Genomic DNA, 18759 nt, shown 5'->3' with positions numbered 1-18759 from the left:
GTTGGGGGAGGGTTTCAGTTCGCGGGTTTCAATTCGCCTTTTTCAAGGCGCAACACCCGTTTGCAGCGGCGAGCCAGTTCCAGCGAGTGGGTCACAATCACCAGTGCCGTGCCCAGTTCTTGTGTGGCATTCAGCAACAGGTCGAATACGGCATCGGCGGTTTCCTGGTCCAGGTTGCCGGTGGGCTCATCGGCCAAGATGGCTTTGGGTTGGGTCACCATGGCGCGGGCAATGGCCACACGCTGGCGTTCACCGCCCGACAATTCTGCAGGTCGATGGCTCAAGCGATGCGCAAGCCCCACCTTGTCTAGCAATGTTCGGCTGCGCGCTTGCGCATCGCCTTTGTTCAATCCACCAATGCGCAGCGCCATGGCCACATTGTCCAGCGCTGAAAACTCGGGCAACAGGTGGTGGAATTGGTAGATAAAGCCCAGGTGGCGGTTGCGCTCAAGGCCCAGTTGTTTCACCGACCACGGTTCAATGGCTTCACCACTCCACAACACCGAGCCACTGTCGGCCTTTTCAAGGCCACCCAGCACATGCAGCAAGGTGCTTTTGCCCGCGCCCGATGCACCCACGATCGCGACAGTTTCGCCAGCCGAAATTTGTAAATCCAGGTGCTTGATCACCTGTGTGGCTTGGTCTGCTGCGCCAATGCCTTGAAAGGCTTTGCTCAGTCGCTGGGTTTCCAGCACCACCGTGGTTTGTTGATTGGGATTATTCATACCGCAATGCCTCGGCCGGTTCGGCGCGCGATGCCCGCCAGCTGGGGTAAATGGTGGACAGCACGCTCAACACCAGCGCCACGGACACAATGGTCACGATGTCGCCCAAGCGCGGGTCAGAAGGCAATTCACTGATGAAATAGATGGACTTTGGCAAAAATTCTACGCCCAGGGTGCGCTCAATGAACGGTACGATGGCGCCCAAATTGATGGCAATCAGCCAACCGGCTGTTACACCCAGGAATGTGCCGATCCAACCCACCAAAGCGCCTTGCAACATGAAAATGCGCTGAATGGAAAAGGGGCTGGCACCCAAGGTACGCAGAATGGCGATTTCGCCACGTTTGTCTTTCACCGTCATCACCAACATCGACACCAGGTTGAAGGCCGCCACCGCGATGATCAGCGTCAAAATGATGAACATCATCCGTTTTTCGGTTTGTACGGCGGCAAACCAGGTGCGGTTTTGCACTGACCAATCCCGCACCCACACGGTGGGCGGCAGGTTGCTCTCCAGTTTGCGGGCCATGAAGGGGGCACTGTTCATGTCTTTCAACTTAACCCGCAGGCCGGTGGGCCCGTTGCTGCGGTAAAAGCGGGCTGCGTCGTCAATGTTCATCAAGACCAGGCCGCTGTCGTATTCATAGTGGCCGGTGCTCACCAACGCGGCAATTTGAAAGGCGCGCAGGCGGGGAATCATGCCCGCTGGCGTCATTTGGCCCGATGGCGCAATCAGTGTGATTTTGTCGCCCACCTGCACCCCAATTTGGCGGGCCAGGTCCAGGCCAATCACCACCTTGAATTCGCCGGGCGCAAGGTCCGACAGTTTGCCACCCACCACTTGTTGAAAGGTGGACACTTGGGTTTCCAGTGTGGGGTCGATGCCGCGCACGATGGCTGGCCTCAGCAGGTCGCCATAGGCCAACATGCTTTCACCGGCCACATAGGGGGCCACGCCCACAATGTCCGGGTCGAAGGCCTTGATTTGTTTGCGCAATTCATCGGGGTCGATGAAACCATCCTGCGGTGCCAAAATTTCAATGTGGGCAATCACCGACAACATGCGGTCGCGCACTTCCTTTTGGAAGCCGTTCATGACCGAGAGCACCACGATGAGCGCAGCAACACCCAAGCCAATGCCCGCCATGGACAGGCCCGAGATAAAAGAAATGAAACGATCGCGACTGCGGTGGCCACCACCGCGCACGTAGCGCAGGGCAATCTCGACGTCAAAGGGTAAACTAATCACAACTGTGTCCGATTGATTGTTTGTGTGCCTGCACCCCGTGCAGCGCGCACCCATTGTAGTGTGAATAAAACCGTGCCCAACACCCACCATGCGCCTTTAAGGGTTCTCATCCCCAACATTCTGGTTCCCGAAGCTGCACTGGCCCGTCTTCAACGCTCACAGGGCGCCAAAGGCCAGGGGCAATCGCCCGGGCAGATATTTCAAGGCCTGCCGCCCGGTTTGCTTCAAGTCATGGCGCGCAGTCTGCCCGACATGCACCAGCCAGCAGGTCACCTGGATCGGGTTGAGGCATGGCTGTTGAACTGCTTGGATCCCGATGGGCTCGCAAAGTTCGACCAGTACCCGGCGTGGGCCATGTTGAATGCGCAGGCCGCCGATTTCACACGGTTTTTTGGCACGGTGGGCAACCTCGAGTTGAACCGGGATGGTGTGCAATTCACCCCGCCCGAGGTGCTTCAAGTGGGTCAAGCCGACCTGGCGGCTTTTTGGGCCGTGGTGCAAGGCGAACTGGCAGCGCAGGGCTGGCGTGTGGAGGGGACACCCGGATTTCACACGGCGTTGAGCAACAACACCCCACTGCCCATGGAGCAAGCCTCGCCCTGGTCGGTGCAGGGCATTCGCCTCACCGACTATTTGCCCATGAGCGATGATTGCGCCGCCTGGCGCCGCATGTGGCTCAACCTTCAGGTGGAACTGCACAACGCGCCATTCAATCAAGCCCGTGAGCAGCGGGGCTTGAAACCCCTGAATGCACTGTGGTTTTGGGGCGGCGGGCGTGCCTGGGAAGCAACTGAGGCCTTGCCCACGGTGAAGGCTGTGGGTGCAGATGGCGTGTTTGATGCTGTCAAAATCACCGACGCTGGTGGTGAAGCGTTGAATCGCCTGGTGTTTTGGACACAATTGCTCAAGGGCGCCCACGCCAGCGAGACCAGCCCATCTACAGTGTACGTAGTGGACTTTGATGGCTGGGGCGGCACCACATCCGCGTTCAAGGTGCTGGAGGACGAGGTGCTTCAGCCCATGCGTTTGGCTGGTCTGGCGTTTGACTGGACCTTGATGGGCCAACACGGCTGGCGCACCGCCCGCAGTGGCTGGGCGCAGCGTTTGAAATTCTGGCAGCGGCAACCCAACTGGCTGCACTTGGCAGAGCCCGAGCCCGATGGACTGCCCACCGAAGACGATCTGCAAGCGGCCTACCAGCGCGGGCAGCAGGAACAAGACCAACTGAATGCCATGCTGCTGGGTGAATTTGAACCCCAGCCCGGCGTCGGAAAAGCTCGACCATGACCCAACACACCAACACCCCCCAACTCAAGGTGCGTGCTGCGCAGCCCCACCTGGAAGCCCAGTTGCAGCAACAGGGCTTACACCCCTTGTTGGCCCGTTTGATGGCAGCCCGGGGGGCAGTCAAACCCGAAGATGTGCAGGCACGCCTGCAGGATTTGCTCAACCCACTGGACATGAAGGGCATGGCAGAGGCCGCCGAAATTTTGGCCGATGCGCTGGAAGCCGGGGCACGCATTGTGGTGATTGGTGACTATGACTGTGATGGTGCAACCGCCACGGCCGTGGCAGTGCGTGGCTTGCGCATGTTGTTGGCTGCATTGGGTGCCGACGAGGCAGCCTGCCGCTACCACATTGATTTTTTGGTGCCCAACCGCTTTGACTATGGCTATGGCCTAAGCCCGCAAATCGTTCGCCTGGCTGCCGAGCAATTTGAACCCGATTTGCTGGTGACGGTGGACAACGGCATTGCCAGCGTGGACGGCGTTCGCGAAGCCAACGACTTGGGCATTGGTGTGGTGGTGACCGACCACCACCTGCCCGGTGACACCCTGCCGGAGGCGCTCGCCATTGTGAACCCCAACCAACCCGGTTGCGGCTTCGAGAGCAAATCCATCGCGGGTGTGGGGGTGATGTTTTACACCTTGCTGGCCACCCGCGCCGTGCTGCGCGACCGGGGGGCTTTCGATGCCCAAAGCCAGCCCAGAATTGACCAACTGCTCGATTTGGTGGCCTTGGGCACCGTGGCCGACGTGGTGAAACTGGACGCCAACAACCGCCGCTTGGTGGCCCATGGGCTAAAGCGAATTCGGCAGGCCCAGGCCCAGCCGGGCTTGCTGGCCTTGTTCAACGAGGCTGGCCGCGACCACCGAAAGGCGGTGGCCACCGACCTGGGTTTTTCGATTGGTCCGCGTTTGAATGCAGCGGGGCGCTTGTCCGACATGACCATCGGCATTCGCACCTTGATCACGGACGATGCAGCAGAAGCCAGTCGACTCGCGGCCCAGTTGGGCCAAATGAACGAGGAGCGCAAGCGGATTGAAGAGTCCATGAAGCGCGATGCCTTGGCCGACATTGAAGCCTTCGTTAGCAGCGACAACCCGGCTGCCGGGGTGGTGGTGGCCCATGACAGTTGGCACCAGGGTGTGATCGGCATTTTGGCCTCCCGCATCAAGGAAAAGCTGTACCGCCCCACGATTGCGCTGGCGCCGGGTGATGCAGGCGAGTGGAAGGGCAGTGGCCGGTCTGTGCCGGGTGTGCATTTGCGCGACGTGCTGGACTTGGTGAGCAAACGCCTGCCTGAAGGCGCCATGCCCAAATTTGGCGGACACGCCATGGCCGCCGGTTTAACGCTGGACGGCCAATACCTGGATGAATTCAAGGTGGCCTTCGCCCAAGCGGTGCTAGACCTTTGCGACCCGTCTGCGCTGACGCAAACCGTGGAAACGGATGGGTCCATTCCCGCTGACTACATTGTGGGCCAGGCGGCCGACCTGCTGGAAACCCAGGTGTGGGGGCAGGGCTTTCCGCCCCCGTTGTTTCACGATGAATTTGAGGTGGTGGAACACCGTTTACTCAAAAACGCCCACAGCAAATTCACCCTGCGCCGCGACGGCAAAACATTCACAGCCCTGCGTTGGCGCAGTACCGAGCCCCTGCCGCACAAAGTTCGCATTGCCTACCGCTTTGAACGGGATACATTCCAGGGTGGCGAGGCTGTGCAACTGATTGTGGAGCACGTGCTGTAGAGGCGGTCAAACCGCCAGCGGCTTCCTGCGTTACAATAGAAGGTTACGCAAACACTCGCTGAAAACCATGGAAGCCGAACGCTTAAATGCCCTGATCAACACCCTGACTGACCTCGCCGACCGTGCAGGCCAGTTGCGGAGGTATCTTTGACGTCGACCGCAAAGCGGAACGACTGACCGTAGTCGATGCCGAGTTGGAGGCCCCCGACGTCTGGAACGACCCCAAACACGCGCAAGAACTGGGCAAGGAAAAAAAGCTGCTCGATGGCGTGGTGGTGACCATGAACACGGTGCAAAGCAATCTTGCTGATGCGTCTGAACTGGCTGAAATGGCCAAGGGCGAAGGCGATTTCGACACTCTAGAAGCCATTGAAGCCGATGTGGAGTCGTACAAAAAGGTCATTGAAGACCTCGAGTTTCGCCGCATGTTCAGCAACCCGGCCGACCCCGCCAACTGCTTTATCGACATCACAGCCGGTGCTGGTGGTACCGAAGCGCAAGACTGGGCGTCCATGTTGCTGCGCCAGTACATCAAATACTGCGAGCGCAAGGGTTTCAAGGTTGAAATCATGGAGCAGTCCGATGGCGATGTGGCGGGCATCAAGTCGGCCACATTGAAAGTGGAGGGCGAGTACGCCTTTGGTTACCTGCGCACTGAAACGGGTGTACACCGCCTGGTTCGCAAGTCCCCATTTGACTCCTCCGGTGGTCGCCACACCTCGTTTGCCTCGCTGTTTGTGTACCCCGAGGTGGACGATTCCTTTGAAATCGAAATCAACCCGGCCGATGTGCGCACCGACACCTACCGCGCCAGCGGTGCGGGTGGTCAGCACATCAACAAAACCGATTCCGCTGTTCGCTTAACCCACATTCCCACCGGCATCGTGGTGCAGTGCCAGAACGACCGTTCGCAACACCGCAACCGCGACGAAGCCTGGAGCATGCTGAAGGCCAAGCTGTATGAGTTTGAAATGCGCAAGCGCATGGCCGAGCAACAAGCCCTGGAAGACACCAAAACCGATGTGGGTTGGGGCCATCAAATTCGCAGTTACGTGCTGGACAACAGCCGTATTAAAGACTTGCGCACCGGCGTTGAAATTTCCAACACCCAGCGTGTGCTGGATGGCGACCTCGACCCCTTCATTGAAGCCAGCTTGAAACAAGGCATCTGACCATGAATGACAAAACACAGAACACCGGTGCCGATGAGCAGCCGTTGGATGAAAACCAGATCATCGCCGAGCGCCGTGGCAAGCTGAGCAAGTTGCGTGAAAAAGGCCAGGCCTTTCCAAACGGCTTCAAGCCCACCCACAAAGCGGCTGACCTGCACGCCCAGTACGGCAACGTTAGCAAGGAAGAACTGGACCCACAAGGCATTGAAGTGAGTGTGTCTGGCCGCATGATGCTGAAACGCGTGATGGGCAAGGCCAGTTTTGCCACCGTGCAAGACGGCACCGGGCGTATCCAGTTTTACATCAACAACGATGGTGTGGGCGAAGAAACTCACGGTGAGTTCAAGCACTGGGACCTGGGCGACATCATCGCTGCCAAAGGCAAGCTCTTTAAAACCATGAAGGGTGAGCTGAGCGTGCATTGCACCGAGATTCATCTGTTGGCCAAAAGCCTGCGCCCATTGCCCGACAAGTTTCACGGACTGGCTGACCAGGAAATGAAATACCGTCAGCGGTATGTCGACCTGATTGTGACCGAAGAAACCCGCAGCACTTTTGTGGCACGCTCCAAAGCCATGTCGTCCATTCGCAGTTTCATGGCCGACCACGGTTTTCTTGAAGTGGAAACACCCATGCTGCACCCCATTCCCGGCGGTGCATCGGCCAAGCCATTCATTACGCACCACAATGCGCTGGACATGGAAATGTTTCTGCGAATTGCGCCCGAGCTGTATTTGAAGCGCCTGATTGTGGGTGGGTTTGAGCGGGTGTTTGAGATTAACCGCAACTTCCGCAACGAGGGTGTGAGCCCACGCCACAACCCTGAATTCACCATGATGGAGTTTTATGCGGCGTATTGGGATTACCGCGACCTCATGGACTTCACCGAGAAAGTCATCCAGAACGCAGCCATCCAGTCACGCGGCACAGCCACGCTGACCTACCAGGGCCGTGAACTCGACCTGTCCAAGCCGTTTGCGCGCCTCACCATTGTCGAAGCCATTCAGAAGTATTTTCCGGAGTACACCACCGAGCAACTGAACGATGTGGCTGCACTGAAAGCTGCGCTGCTGAAGAAGGGTGTGAACACCGAGAAAGAACCTGCGCTGAAAAACGCAGGTGTGGGTGCCTTGCAACTGGCCTTGTTTGAAGAAACCTCCGAGAGCCTGCTGTGGGAGCCCACCTTTATTGTGGACTACCCGGTGGAAGTGTCGCCGTTGGCCCGTGCATCGGACAACAATTCGCAAATCACCGAGCGCTTTGAGTTGTTCATCACCGGCCGGGAAATTGCCAACGGCTTTTCGGAGCTGAACGACCCCGAAGACCAGGCCGACCGTTTCCGCAAACAGGTGGAAGCGAAAGAAGCGGGTGATGATGAGGCCATGTTCTTTGACGCCGATTACATTCGCGCGCTCGAGTATGGCATGCCCCCCACCGGTGGTTGCGGTATTGGGATTGACCGGTTGATGATGCTCATCACCGACAGCCCCAACATTCGGGATGTGATTTTGTTTCCGCACTTGCGGCGCGAGGATTGAAGGCTGCTTAAGTAAAACCGGCTGCCCATGCCGGTTTTTTATTGCCCCTTGGGCAGCACTGGCAGCCCGTGCTTTTTGATTATTCCCGGCAACACCGGTAGCCCGGTCTGTTTTACAGCCCCCAGCAACACCGGTAGCCCGTGCCGAACGCCCCCCGAATGAAAAGGTTGCCCCGCGCATTCTGAACAGGACCGATAACTCGCCACTGCGTGGCTCAAACATCTCGGTCCGTGTGTTCGAATGCCGTGCGGGTCAAACCGATCGGGGGGCTGACTGTTCGGCGCCGGGCATACCGGTATTGCTGGGGGCGTAGCGGCTCGGTGCAGGCGGCCTGCGCGGTTCACCTCCCCTGCAGCGACAGTCGGGACAATCTGCAAAACCGTGAAGAGCAGGCGCGGTGAACTTGCCCACCGGGCAAGTTCAGAGGTCGATTCCCGACCGTGTTTTTTGGAGGGTCGACCTCAGGGATCGCGAGGCTCAGGTTTTGAGCCACAGATTGGCCGTCGCCAAGGGCGAGGTAAAGCGCAGTGCCGAGAAAAAGCCGAACATGGTCCTGTGCAAACGTAAGCGCCGGCATTCCCAAAGTACGGCACCCCTCAAAACACCGTCACTCCCACCTTCAAACTGTGCTTTCCACCCCCATGCACCACCCCGCGAATCGGTGGCACATCCGCATAGTCACGTCCCAAGGCCACCGTCACATACCGGCAGTCGGGCAGTTGGTTGTTGGTGGGGTCAAAATCCACCCAACCCAGTTCAGGACCACACCACAGCGACACCCAGGCATGGCTCGCATCAGCCCCCAGCAACTTGGGTTGCCCCGGCGGTGGCTCGGTCAGCATATAGCCGCTCACGTAGCGGGCTGACAATCCCAATGAGCGCAGCACACCCAGCATGACATGTGCAAAATCCTGGCAAACCCCTTGGCGTTGTTGCATCACTTCTTCCACCGTGGTCTGTATGGTGGTTGATCCGCTTTTGTAAGTGAATTCTTTGAAAATGCGTTGCATCAGCGCATAAGCAGCAGGCACCACTGCCCGGTTCGGCCAAAAGTCGAGTCGCCCATAATCCCTCAGGCTGTCCAGTATTGGCACATGCTTGCTCTCAAACCGAAACTGAAAGTCCGTGCTCACCTGTTGACCGGCCTTGTAGCGTAGTGCATCCACAATGCTGTGCCACACGGGTGAGTCAAGCTCATCCAGTGAGCCTGTGTGTAGCTGTGGGGTTACTTCCACTTCCAGTTCGCTCACCACTTCCAGGTGGTCGTGCGGGTAGTTCATTTCAAAGTGATGAACCACATTGCCAAAGGCGTCCTGGCTGGTTTGCACAGTGGACGGGTTAGGGCGAATTTTCAGGGCATGGCGCACCAGTTTTTGCCCCTTGCGCAATGGGCCTGCATCCATCTGGCTGCTTTCCTGCGGCTGAAGAATACAAATCTGCTGTGAACATTCCGCCGGGCTTTGGTAATCGTATTCGGTGACATGCATCACCTTGCGTTGTTCGGCCATGTTCAACGCCCCTGAATCACTTGGTCAGGCTGGTCGGCCAGCCTGAAGTACTGGGCACCAACCAGGTCCGACAATTTGTAGGCCGTATCGAGCAAGTCGGCCAACCAGGCTCGCAGCTTGCGCCCAGTCTCGGCGGGGAAGGGGGGTTGCAGGCTTTCCAGAGACAAACCCTCGGGTAAGCGGTTGTTGCGGTACACACCTTCAAACAAGGTGCGCAGGGGTTGTACATCGCCTGGCAGCTGGTTCAGCACAATGTTCAATTTGTACAAAATGCGTTGCACAGCATAAGGCGAGTCTTTGTCGAACAGCAGCAGGTCCAACGCAGGCAGCCATTCAAAACGGTGCTGGTAGCGGCTGCGGTAGGTGATGGTGCTGTCGGCCATGGCCACCGCCAAGGCCAAGCCATGCTCACCCGCGCGCCCTGGCATGCTGGTCATTGACAACAAACAATCGCAGGCGCTGCAGAGTCGCTCCAATTGGCGGCCCAATTGCAAAAAGCGCCAGCCGTAGTCCCGGGTCATGTGGTCACTTTGTTCGCCATGCATGGCCATGAGGTAAAGCTGAATGCGTTCCAGCGCGGGTGTGGGAATGGTTCGCAGTGCTTGGGCACCCGTGGGCTCGTGCAGCACCTTGGAACAGTCATTGAGCAGGCGCCAGTGGTGGCTGCTTAACCGGTCCCGCAGTTGCCCGGCCACCATAGCCAGTCCATTCAATTGCGCGGCCAAGCCCATCGCGGGTTGTCCGCCCACGCCGGTTTTGTACCAAATCCGGTTCAGTACATCGTCTTCAAAGTCATCCTGATTCACCGGCGCTGCGGCATCAAATTCACTGCTCAAGCCCTGCTTGCCACACAGCTCGTGCAAAAATCCCAGGGTCGTGGTATCCAGCACCTCTTCCTCTTCCAGCAGGGTTTGCGCGTGCATCAGCAAGCGCAGCGAAAAACTGGCCCGCTCGGTGTAACGGCCCAGCCAAAACAGATGCTCAGCCGCACGGCTGGACACGGGCCTGCGCAGTTCTTTCAGGTCTTTGGCCTGAAGGCGCTCTTTCAAATTGCTGCTGCGGTCCACAGCCTGCCCGGTGCATACCCAGGTGTCCAGGCTGCTGCCACCTTTTTGCATGGACACAATGCCGTGTTGGTCGCCCGCAATGCGGGTCAGTCCACCGGGCATTACCTTGTAACCGCCTTGGCCATCGGTGACGGCAAACAGCCGAAGCATCATGGCGCGTTCTTCAACATGGCCTTGTGCATTCCAAATGGGCACGCGAGACAGCGGGATCAATTCCTGCAGGGTGTACTCCGACGGGTGTTGGCTGATGCGTGACAGCCAATTGCGTTTGGCAATGTCGTCCAGCGACGAGCCCATGACCGATTCCATGACGCGCCCCTTTCGATTGGGGCCGGTGGATTTGATCACGAGGTTGTCCAGCCGCTCGCTGGCTTGTGCCCAAGCCGGGGACTCGCCACACCACCAACTGGGTACGCTGGGCAGCACCAATTCTTCCTTCAGGATATGTTCGGCCAAGCCCGGCATAAAGCCATGCATGGCCGGGCTTTCCAGCCAGCCCGCACCCGGCATGTTGGCCAACACCACGCCGCCGGTGCGTGCAGCCTGCAACAGGCCGGGCACACCCAGTTGTGAGTCCTCCCGAAGCTCCAGCGGGTCTAGCCACTGGTCGTCTGTTCGGCGCATCAGGCCATCGATTTGCTCCAGGCCATGCACGGTTTTCAGGTAAACCGTGTTGCCCCGCACCACCAGGTCACTGCCTTCCACCAGCGTAATGCCCAAGTACCGGGCCAGGTAGGTGTGTTCAAAATACGTTTCGTTGTAAGGGCCTGGCGTCATGAGCGCGATGCGGGCTTGTTCACCTTTGGGCGAGAGCTTTCGAATGGCGTCAATGGTGTCGCGATAAAAGCCAGCCAGGTGTTGCACCTGCATGTCGCGGAAAGGGCGACTAAAGCTGCGTGAAATGCTCAGGCGGTTTTCCAGGGCATAGCCCAGTCCAGAGGGGGCCATCATGCGGTGGTTGATGATCCACCATTGGCCATCCGGCCCACGGCCCAGGTCGAAAGCCACCAAATGAAGCCACACATCACTGGCGGGCTTTACGCCCTGCATTTGCGGCAAGTAACCGGCATGCCCGTACACCAGGTCTGCTGGCATCAGCCCTCGCCGCAAGAATTCCTGCGGGCCATAGGCATCCACCATCAGCGCATTCAGCAGCCGGGCCCGTTGAACAATGGCCTGCTCCAACACCGCCCAGTCATCGCCACCCAAAATGAAGGGCAGCAAGTCCAGCGACCAGGGGCGGGCAGCGCCCTGATGTTCGTCGGCATACACATTGTAGGTAATGCCGTTGTCACGAATTTGCCGCGCCAAAGCCTGCTGTTTGGCATTGAGGTGTTCGGTAACGTGTTGCTGTGGCAGGTGGGACAAAAATGTGGACCACACAGGCCGAAGGCGGCCTTCCCCAGCCAGTTCGCTGTAGTAAGCGCTGGTGCCGTCCAATATGGCCTGTTGCCAGGGAATGTCGGCGTCTGCAATGTTCGGCAGGTTGGGGTTGGCACTCACGGCAGGCCACAGTTCAGCAATGAAGACTTCATTTTACTGGTTTAAGTCCATCGCAAATCCAGTGTGAGCGGGAACTCCCCGCGTGGTTTGCAATCGCTGGCCACCAACGCGCCCTGGCTCTGCCCCATCCGGAAAAAGCGGGCCAAACGTCGACTTTCAGCCTCAAAGGCGTTCACTGGAAATACCTCATAATTTCGGCCACCCGGGTGGGCCACATGCACTTGGCAACCCCCCAGGCTGCGGCCATTCCAGGTGTCCACGACATCAAACACCAAAGGGGCATGCACACCGATGGTGGGGTGCAGCGCATTGGGCGGTTGCCAGGCGCGGTATCGCACACCCGCCACATATTCCCCTTCTCGACCCGTGGGGTGCAATGGCACACGGTGTCCGTTGCAGCAAAGCTGGTAACGTTCATCGACCCAATTGCGAAGGCGAACCTCCAGCCGCTCCAGGGATGAATCCACATAACGGACTGTGCCACCCGCACTGCCTTCCTCGCCCAGCACATGCCATGGCTCCAGCGCCGCATGGATGTCCAATTGAAGGTCCCGCACCTGCAAATCGCCGATTTTCGGGAAACGGAAGGCAAAGTGGGGTTCAAACCAGGCCATCTTCAAATCAAAACCCGCTTGGTTCAAATCCTCCAGCACATCGCTCAAATCTTGTCGAACAAAGGTGGGCAGCATGAACTGGTCGTGCAGGCGGTTACCCCAATTCACCAGCCGTGCTTTGTAGGGGCGCTGCCAGAAGTGGGCAATCAGGCTGCGCAGCAGCAATTGCTGGGCAAGGCTCATTCGCGCGTTCGGTGGCATTTCAAAGGCCCGCAATTCCAGCAAGCCCAGGCGGCCCGTGGTGGAGTCGGGGCTGTACAGCTTGTCGATACAAAATTCGCTGCGGTGCGTGTTGCCCGTGGCGTCCACCAGCAGGTTGCGCAGCAGGCGGTCCACCAGCCAAGGTGGGGGCTCACCGCGGTAACGCTGTGTTTGTCGGTCCAGTTCGGTCAGGGCCAATTCAAGCTCATGGGTTTGGTCGCTGCGGGCTTCATCCACACGGGGTGCCTGGCTGGTGGGCCCAATGAACAGGCCCGAGAACAGGTAACTCAAACCCGGGTGGTTGTGCCAGTAGCGCAGCAGGCTGGCCAGCAAGTCGGGGCGACGCAAAAATGGGCTGTCTGCTGGGGTGTCTCCGCCCATCACGATGTGGTTGCCGCCCCCGGTACCCGTGTGTCGACCATCCAGCATGAATTTCTCAGTGGACAAGCCGCACTGCCGGGCTTCCTCATAGAGGGTGGTGGTGAGTGCAAGCAGTTCACCCCAGTGTTTGCTGGGGTGAACATTCACCTCCAGCACACCGGGGTCGGGCGTCATTTGAAGCACAGTGAGGCGTGGGTCGCGGGGGGGCGGGTAACCTTCCAGCACCACAGGGCAATCAAGGTCCGCCGCTGTTTGCTCAATGGCCGACAGCAATTCAGCGTACGCCTCCAGGCCAGCCAAGGGCGGCATGAAAATATACAGGTGTCCATTGCGAACCTGTGCGCACAGGGCGGTTCGAACAATGCCACTGGCACTGTCAAAGAGTGCGGGCTCATCGTGTGAGCCTGAGTTTTCTACCGACTGGGCCGCAGCCTTGGTTTGAAATGCTGTCCGCTGCGTCAACGGTGGTGGCGTGGTGTCGAAAGGGTCCCGCTCAATGTGCACGGGTAAGTCGGCTTTGCTGGCCCACGGCAATGAGTCCAAAGGCAGGCGGTAGCCCATGGGTGAGTCGCCCGGCAACAGGTAAAGCCGCTCATCCCGCAAAAACCACGGGCCTGTTTTCCAGCAGGTGTTGCTTTTGGCCAGCGGCAGGCAATACCCGGTCACCGTGCCCAGCCCTTGGGCAAACACGGCGCGCAGCCGTTTGCGTTCCAAAGCGTCGTCCAGCCGCGAATCGAAAGGGTCCACATTCACCGGCAGGCGGCGCTCACGCCACAGGTGGTACCACACGTCCTCATACCCAGCCAGCACATGGGCATCGCTCAAAAACAGGTTGTGGCACAGGCGTTTCAGGAACACCTGTGCGGTGGTGGTTTCGGCACGGCCTGGGCTTTGTTCATCATCCAGCAGTTCGCGGTTGTGCCACAAAGGGGTGCCGTCTTTCATCCAGTACAGGCTGAGTGCCCAGCGCGGCAGTTGTTCGCCGGGGTACCACTTGCCCTGGCCAAAGTGAAAAAAGCCGCCAGTGCCATAATGCCGGGCCATGCGCTTTAGAAGTTCAGCGCCATGGGCACGCTTGGTGGGCCCCAGGGCCTCGGTGTTCCATTCGGCACCCCCCCGGTCAGTGCTGGACACGAAAGTGGGCTCTCCACCCATGGTCAGGCGCACGTCCAGTTTGTCCAGCACTTGGTCTACTTGGTGCCCCATGGCTTCAATGGCTGCCCAAGTGTCATCGGTGTACGGTTTGCTGGTGCGCGGTGCTTCGTGAATGCGCTGAACGGTCATGGTGTGTTCAAACACCACCTCGCATTCATCCAGTGCGCCCGTGATGGGCGCTGCACTGCTGGGGTCAGGGGAACAGGCCAACGGAATATGCCCTTCGCCGGCCAACAGGCCCGATGTGGGGTCCAAACCAATCCAGCCGGCACCGGGCAGATAGACTTCGCACCAGGCATGCAGGTCGGTAAAGTCGGCTTCTGGTCCGTCGGGCCCGTCGATGGCTTTGACATCACTTTTCAGTTGAATCAAATAGCCCGACGCAAAGCGGGCAGCCAGGCCCAGCCGCCGCAGCACCTGCACCATGAGCCAGGCGGAGTCCCGGCAGGAGCCACTCCGTTTGAGCAGGGTCTCGTCCGGGGTTTGCACACCGGGCTCCAGGCGAATCAGGTAGTCAATTCTTTTGAACAGCAACTGGTTCAAGTACACCAGGTAATCCACCGTGCGGCATCGGTCTCGCACCAAGGTGCTCATGAATTGCTCAAATGCAGGGCCCAGCCGGCAGGGCTTGAGGTAAGGGGCCAGTTCATGGTCCAGGGTGGCATCGTACTGGAATGGGAAGTACTCCGCCTCTTTCTCCAGGAAGAAATCAAAGGGGTTGTAGACCGCCATTTCGGCCACCAGGTCAACGGCAATCTCGAACTCGGTGGTTTTGTCGGGGAAGACCAAACGCGCCAGGTGGTTGCTTTGGGGGTCTTGCTGCCAGTTGATGAAATGGGTGGCTGGCAGCACCTTCAGGCTGTAGCTGAGGATGCGTGTGCGGGCATGGGGCGCAGGCCGCAGGCGCACCACTTGGGGGCCAAGGTGGATGGGCCGGTCATACCGGTAGCGTGTAATATGGCGCAGGGCAATGTGAATGGACACGGTTCAATTCCCAAAAACAGGGCACAAATGTCAGCAAATAATCCTCTTTTGATGTGACAAAGCATGAATCATGCCGCTGAAACATGGGCCATGCTGGTTCGGGCCAGTGTGGACAACAAACACCCGTGGCGCACACCAGCCTTGTGCACCCAAGGCGTGGACGGCCCCAACGCACGCCATGTGGTGCTGCGCAAGGTGTTGCCGGATGCAGCGACCTTGGTATTTTTCACCGACCACAGAAGCCAAAAAATGCAAGACCTTGCGCAATGCGACAAGGTTAGCCTGGTCTTCTGGAACCCCAAAAGCAATACCCAGCTGCGGGTGTGGGGTACTGTGCGTGTTGAAGCCGATGTGTCGCAAGTTGACCAATACTGGGCGAGGGTGCCTGACCATGCGCGGCGTGACTATGCCACCTTGTCTGCACCGGGTAGCGTACTGAATACGGACAGTGATCAGGCTCACGACATGAGCCTGGCGCGCGAGTACTTCACCGTGTTATTGGTCGATGTGCAGCGCATGGATTGCCTGCAATTGAGCCGGGAAGGGCACCAGCGTTGGGCTGCAGAGCGCAATCGACAGGGTGGGTGGATAACGCAGAATTTGGTGCCTTAAAGGACATGGCAATGAATGATCAACGAATGAGTGGTCGTTTGACGGGTGTTGTGGCTGCTGCCCTGTGGCTGGCTGTGTGGCTGCTGCAACCTGCTTATGCCGATGTGTTGGCGGTGAATGGTCAAAAACGCACCTACACCTTGGTCAAGCCCAGCGGCAACAACCCTTTGCCTTTGGTGATTGCCTTGCACGGCAATACGCAGCAAGGCGCAGACCTGATGGAACGCAGCACCTGGCCCGAACTGGCCCGCCAACAGGGATTTGCAGTCGTGTTTCCCGATGGCTTAAACCGCAGTTGGGCCGATGGCCGCTATCCCGCTGAGCGCGCGGGTGCTGTGCCGCCGGAAGGTACCGATGACCGCGCCTTTCTGCTGACATTGACCGACCAGTTGATATTGCGCGGCGTGGTCGACCCTCGACGGGTTTACTTGGTGGGTGTGTCCAACGGTGGAGCCATGGCGTTGACCTTGGCCTGCAGTGACCCGCAACGGTTTGCCGCTGTGGCCAGCGTCATCATGCTGATGACCCAAGGCTTGTCGGAAACCTGCGCCAACCGGCAACCCAGCCCACCCCTGCCCATATTGTTTATGAATGGTACTGACGACCCATTGGTATCCTTTGCCGGTGGGCAGGGTCGAGCGCGCCATGCTGTGCGGGGTGTTTGGTCATTTGATCAAACACTGGATTTTTGGCGCCGTTTCAACGCTTGCCAGGAAGGCGATGCCCGTTTGGTCCAACTACCCAACAAAGACGCCCAAGACGGCAGCACCGTGAGCCGAATTGAATCCAATTGCCCCAAGGGAACCGATGTGTTGGCTTATCGAGTCAACGGTGGGGGCCATCGCATGCCAGGCCGAAGCCCGGACGCGCGATTCCCGAAACTCGTGGACAAAGCCCTGGGTCCGCAAAACCACGACATTGATGGACCCGAGGAAATCTGGGCCTTTTTCCAGCGGTTTAGTTTGGTGCGGTAAGTCACTTTTTTGGCACCATTACCGACATTGGCGCGGCGGCTGGTCTGAGCTGAATGCTTGTCGGCTTGATGCAATTCGGAGGTGCTGATTCGATGTGAACATTTCCACAAAGAGTTGGGTGCTGTCCTGCGGAATTGATGGATTGGCCTCCATGGCTGCTTTGGTAAAGGGTTTAACAGTCAGTTTCAACCTAGCCCAATCAATGCATGTCGTCGACTTGACCGGAAGCCATTCGATATCAACTACCTCACCCAATACACCGAGGGGTTGCAAGGCGACTTCGGGTTGCTCATCCATGGTGGCTGCGGACAACCAATAGTTCAGACGACAGGGTGTACTGGTTTCAGTCTGACAACGGTTGGTTTTTTCGGGAAGACTGTGTAATCGAACCCAGATGGATTTGCTGATGGCTGGTGAATAGTCATTGACCTCTTTGGTTTGTCCGATCGCAATGATTCGAGTAAGGTCGGGAGTATTCGATGCAGCCCATGTGTCAGCAACCGACATTGCAAATATCAGCGTCAAACCAAGCACACTCAAAGATTTTTTAAGACTGACTCTCATCTTTAATCCACCGACGAATTAGAAATCGGGTGTTACCCACCGAGGGATTGGACGGTCATGCCCATCCCCTGGTTTTATTTCCGCTTTTTCTTTTGCGACACCACTTTTAATGGATCAAGACTGTCCATTTCCACCAGCAGGCGGGTGATGTTTTCCAGCTTGGCCCGGTGCATGTTCAATTCAATTTCGGTTCGTTCCAGTTGAACACTGAGTGCGGCGTTTTCCTTTTCAGCCATGATCAGTTTCCGGTTCAGTTCCTGGTTTTCCTGCTCCAGTTCCTTGTGGGCCTGGTACATTTTCATGAGGTTGGTTTGCAGGCTGCGGACCTTGTCTTGTAATCCATCCACCGTGCTTTTCAAGCCACTTTCAAACTGGCTGACCTGGTCCACCACCGCGGTCAACAAGTTGCCTGCGGGCAGGGAAGCCGCACCCGCTTGCGCAACAGATTTCAAACGGCTCAATACGGCACCGCCTTTCTTGGTCACACCCATGGTTTTGTCTCCTGTTATGATGTTGGGGTTGCAGCGTGCAGTTTGCCCTGCTTTTTCGAACCTGCAAAGATGAAACTTTTACACCCTGCAAATTGTTTGATTGCATTGTCCGTGTCGATGACAGCCTGTGCATCGCCAACGCCCCAGCCTGTGGAGTTGGCCAAACGGGTGAGCAATGTGCAGTGTGAACCTGCCAAAACAACCGTGGGTATGTTGGATGCCGAGTTGGCCAAGGCCGGTGTGGGTGTGAAAGCAGCGCGTTGTGCCAGTGATGGCCGCATGTATGCCGCAGTGTGTGGCGGGCCCACAGCATTTGTTCGGGTGGTGTCTGTGGATGCCGCCGATGAGCAAAAAGCCCGTGCCTTGGGCTATCAACCAGTCAGTCTATTTCCCAGTTTGACGGACAGTGCTTGTCCGTCAAACTGATCTTCAAACAAGTTTCAGTCTTGCTCGTCGATCCACGTCATCTGGATCGCTTCCAGAATTTTCTCGTTCGACTTGGCTGCCTCGTCGGAAAACCCAGGCAGGGCCATCACCCACGCATGCAGGTCCGTGAAGCGAATGTACTGTGGGTCTACGTCCGGATGAGCGTCAATAAGCGCCAGGGCGATGTCCAGTGTGTCGGTCCATTTCATGGTCGTCTCTCTCAGTGGTGTTCGCGCGCATGGTTTTTGGTGTATTTGGGCAGTTCCAGTGTCAGGTCCTTTTGGGCCACTTTCACTTGGCATGACAGCCGGCTTTGGGGCGTCAGGCCCCAAGCCATGTCCAGCAAGTCATCTTCGTCATCATCACTGGCTTCCAGGCTGTTAAAACCCTCGCGTACAATCACATGGCAAGTGGTGCAGGCGCAGCTCATCTCGCAGGCGTGTTCAATTTCAATGTCGTGCTTCAACAGGCTTTCGCACAGTTGTTCCCCTTCGGCCACTTCAAAGGTTTTGCCTTCGGGGCACAGCGTTTCGTGGGGCAATACCTTGATCACCGGCATGGTC

The 18759-nt window shown here is 58.0% G+C and carries 16 protein-coding genes; 7 read left to right on the top strand and 9 right to left on the bottom strand.

Annotation, left to right across the window (positions count from 1 at the left end; genetic code table 11):
- Positions 1-14: 14 nt before the first annotated feature.
- Positions 15-725 carry an ABC transporter ATP-binding protein gene (locus tag VGE55_RS10145; protein ID WP_331131562.1) on the bottom strand — a complete coding sequence of 237 codons (711 nt, stop codon included), beginning with the start codon at positions 723-725 and terminating at the stop codon, positions 15-17.
- Positions 718-1971, bottom strand: a complete 1254-nt coding sequence (locus tag VGE55_RS10140; protein WP_331131657.1) for a lipoprotein-releasing ABC transporter permease subunit — start codon at positions 1969-1971, stop codon at positions 718-720. Before VGE55_RS10140 ends, VGE55_RS10145 begins: the two co-directional genes overlap by 8 nt.
- Positions 1972-2046: 75 nt before the next feature.
- Here VGE55_RS10140 and VGE55_RS10135 point away from each other — a divergent pair, with 75 nt between their 5' ends.
- From VGE55_RS10135 to lysS, 4 genes are all read left to right on the top strand, one after another.
- The gene (locus VGE55_RS10135) at positions 2047-3261 is read left to right on the top strand and encodes a hypothetical protein (RefSeq protein WP_331131561.1); all 1215 of its coding nucleotides are present in this window, start codon (positions 2047-2049) and stop codon (positions 3259-3261) included.
- Positions 3258-5006, top strand: a complete 1749-nt coding sequence (recJ, locus tag VGE55_RS10130; protein WP_331131560.1) for a single-stranded-DNA-specific exonuclease RecJ — start codon at positions 3258-3260, stop codon at positions 5004-5006. The genes VGE55_RS10135 and recJ overlap by 4 nt, the downstream gene beginning before the upstream one ends.
- Before the next feature lie 67 nt (positions 5007-5073).
- Positions 5074-6178 (top strand): peptide chain release factor 2 gene (gene prfB / locus VGE55_RS10125; RefSeq protein ID WP_331131559.1). Its coding sequence is split into 2 segments (ribosomal slippage): positions 5074-5154 and positions 5156-6178, totalling 1104 coding nucleotides; the frame shifts between segments, so codons are not numbered across the junction.
- 2 nt (positions 6179-6180) lie between these two features.
- The gene (lysS, locus tag VGE55_RS10120) at positions 6181-7716 is read left to right on the top strand and encodes a lysine--tRNA ligase (protein ID WP_331131558.1); all 1536 of its coding nucleotides are present in this window, start codon (positions 6181-6183) and stop codon (positions 7714-7716) included.
- 596 nt (positions 7717-8312) lie between these two features.
- Here the strand turns inward: lysS and VGE55_RS10115 are convergent.
- Genes VGE55_RS10115 through VGE55_RS10105 form a run of 3 tightly spaced genes read right to left on the bottom strand, consistent with a single transcriptional unit; the run spans position 8313 to position 15129 of the window.
- Positions 8313-9224: a transglutaminase family protein gene (locus VGE55_RS10115; protein WP_331131557.1), complete on the bottom strand. Its 912-nt coding sequence runs from the start codon at positions 9222-9224 to the stop codon at positions 8313-8315.
- 2 nt (positions 9225-9226) lie between these two features.
- Positions 9227-11794 carry a circularly permuted type 2 ATP-grasp protein gene (locus VGE55_RS10110; RefSeq protein WP_331131556.1) on the bottom strand — a complete coding sequence of 856 codons (2568 nt, stop codon included), beginning with the start codon at positions 11792-11794 and terminating at the stop codon, positions 9227-9229.
- Between the two features lie 41 nt (positions 11795-11835).
- Positions 11836-15129 carry a transglutaminase family protein gene (locus tag VGE55_RS10105; RefSeq protein WP_331131555.1) on the bottom strand — a complete coding sequence of 1098 codons (3294 nt, stop codon included), beginning with the start codon at positions 15127-15129 and terminating at the stop codon, positions 11836-11838.
- 63 nt (positions 15130-15192) lie between these two features.
- Between VGE55_RS10105 and VGE55_RS10100 the strand changes: the two genes are divergently transcribed.
- Both VGE55_RS10100 and VGE55_RS10095 read left to right on the top strand, forming a co-directional pair.
- A complete protein-coding gene (locus VGE55_RS10100; protein WP_331131554.1) occupies positions 15193-15741 on the top strand; it encodes a pyridoxamine 5'-phosphate oxidase family protein in 549 nt (182 codons plus the stop codon).
- A gap of 11 nt (positions 15742-15752) precedes the next feature.
- Positions 15753-16715 carry an alpha/beta hydrolase family esterase gene (locus tag VGE55_RS10095; RefSeq protein WP_331131553.1) on the top strand — a complete coding sequence of 321 codons (963 nt, stop codon included), beginning with the start codon at positions 15753-15755 and terminating at the stop codon, positions 16713-16715.
- Positions 16716-16733: 18 nt separating this feature from the next.
- Here VGE55_RS10095 and VGE55_RS10090 read toward each other — a convergent pair whose 3' ends face one another.
- Entirely contained in the window at positions 16734-17279 is a 546-nt protein-coding gene (locus VGE55_RS10090; RefSeq protein ID WP_331131552.1) for a hypothetical protein, read from the bottom strand.
- 74 nt (positions 17280-17353) lie between these two features.
- Positions 17354-17770 carry a hypothetical protein gene (locus VGE55_RS10085; protein WP_331131551.1) on the bottom strand — a complete coding sequence of 139 codons (417 nt, stop codon included), beginning with the start codon at positions 17768-17770 and terminating at the stop codon, positions 17354-17356.
- Between the two features lie 96 nt (positions 17771-17866).
- Between VGE55_RS10085 and VGE55_RS10080 the strand changes: the two genes are divergently transcribed.
- Positions 17867-18196 (top strand): hypothetical protein, encoded by a 330-nt coding sequence (locus VGE55_RS10080; protein ID WP_331131550.1) that lies wholly within the window; start codon positions 17867-17869, stop codon positions 18194-18196.
- 14 nt (positions 18197-18210) lie between these two features.
- Here the strand turns inward: VGE55_RS10080 and iscX are convergent, their stop codons facing one another.
- Both iscX and fdx read right to left on the bottom strand, forming a co-directional pair.
- Entirely contained in the window at positions 18211-18405 is a 195-nt protein-coding gene (gene iscX, locus VGE55_RS10075) for a Fe-S cluster assembly protein IscX (protein WP_331131549.1), read from the bottom strand.
- A gap of 11 nt (positions 18406-18416) precedes the next feature.
- Positions 18417-18755, bottom strand: a complete 339-nt coding sequence (fdx, locus tag VGE55_RS10070) for an ISC system 2Fe-2S type ferredoxin (RefSeq protein WP_331131548.1) — start codon at positions 18753-18755, stop codon at positions 18417-18419.
- Between the last annotated feature and the right edge of the window lie 4 nt (positions 18756-18759).

This window comes from Limnobacter sp. (assembly GCF_036405155.1).
In the GTDB taxonomy this organism is placed as follows: domain Bacteria; phylum Pseudomonadota; class Gammaproteobacteria; order Burkholderiales; family Burkholderiaceae_B; genus Limnobacter.
This window is presented reverse-complemented; position numbering and strand designations above follow the sequence as displayed.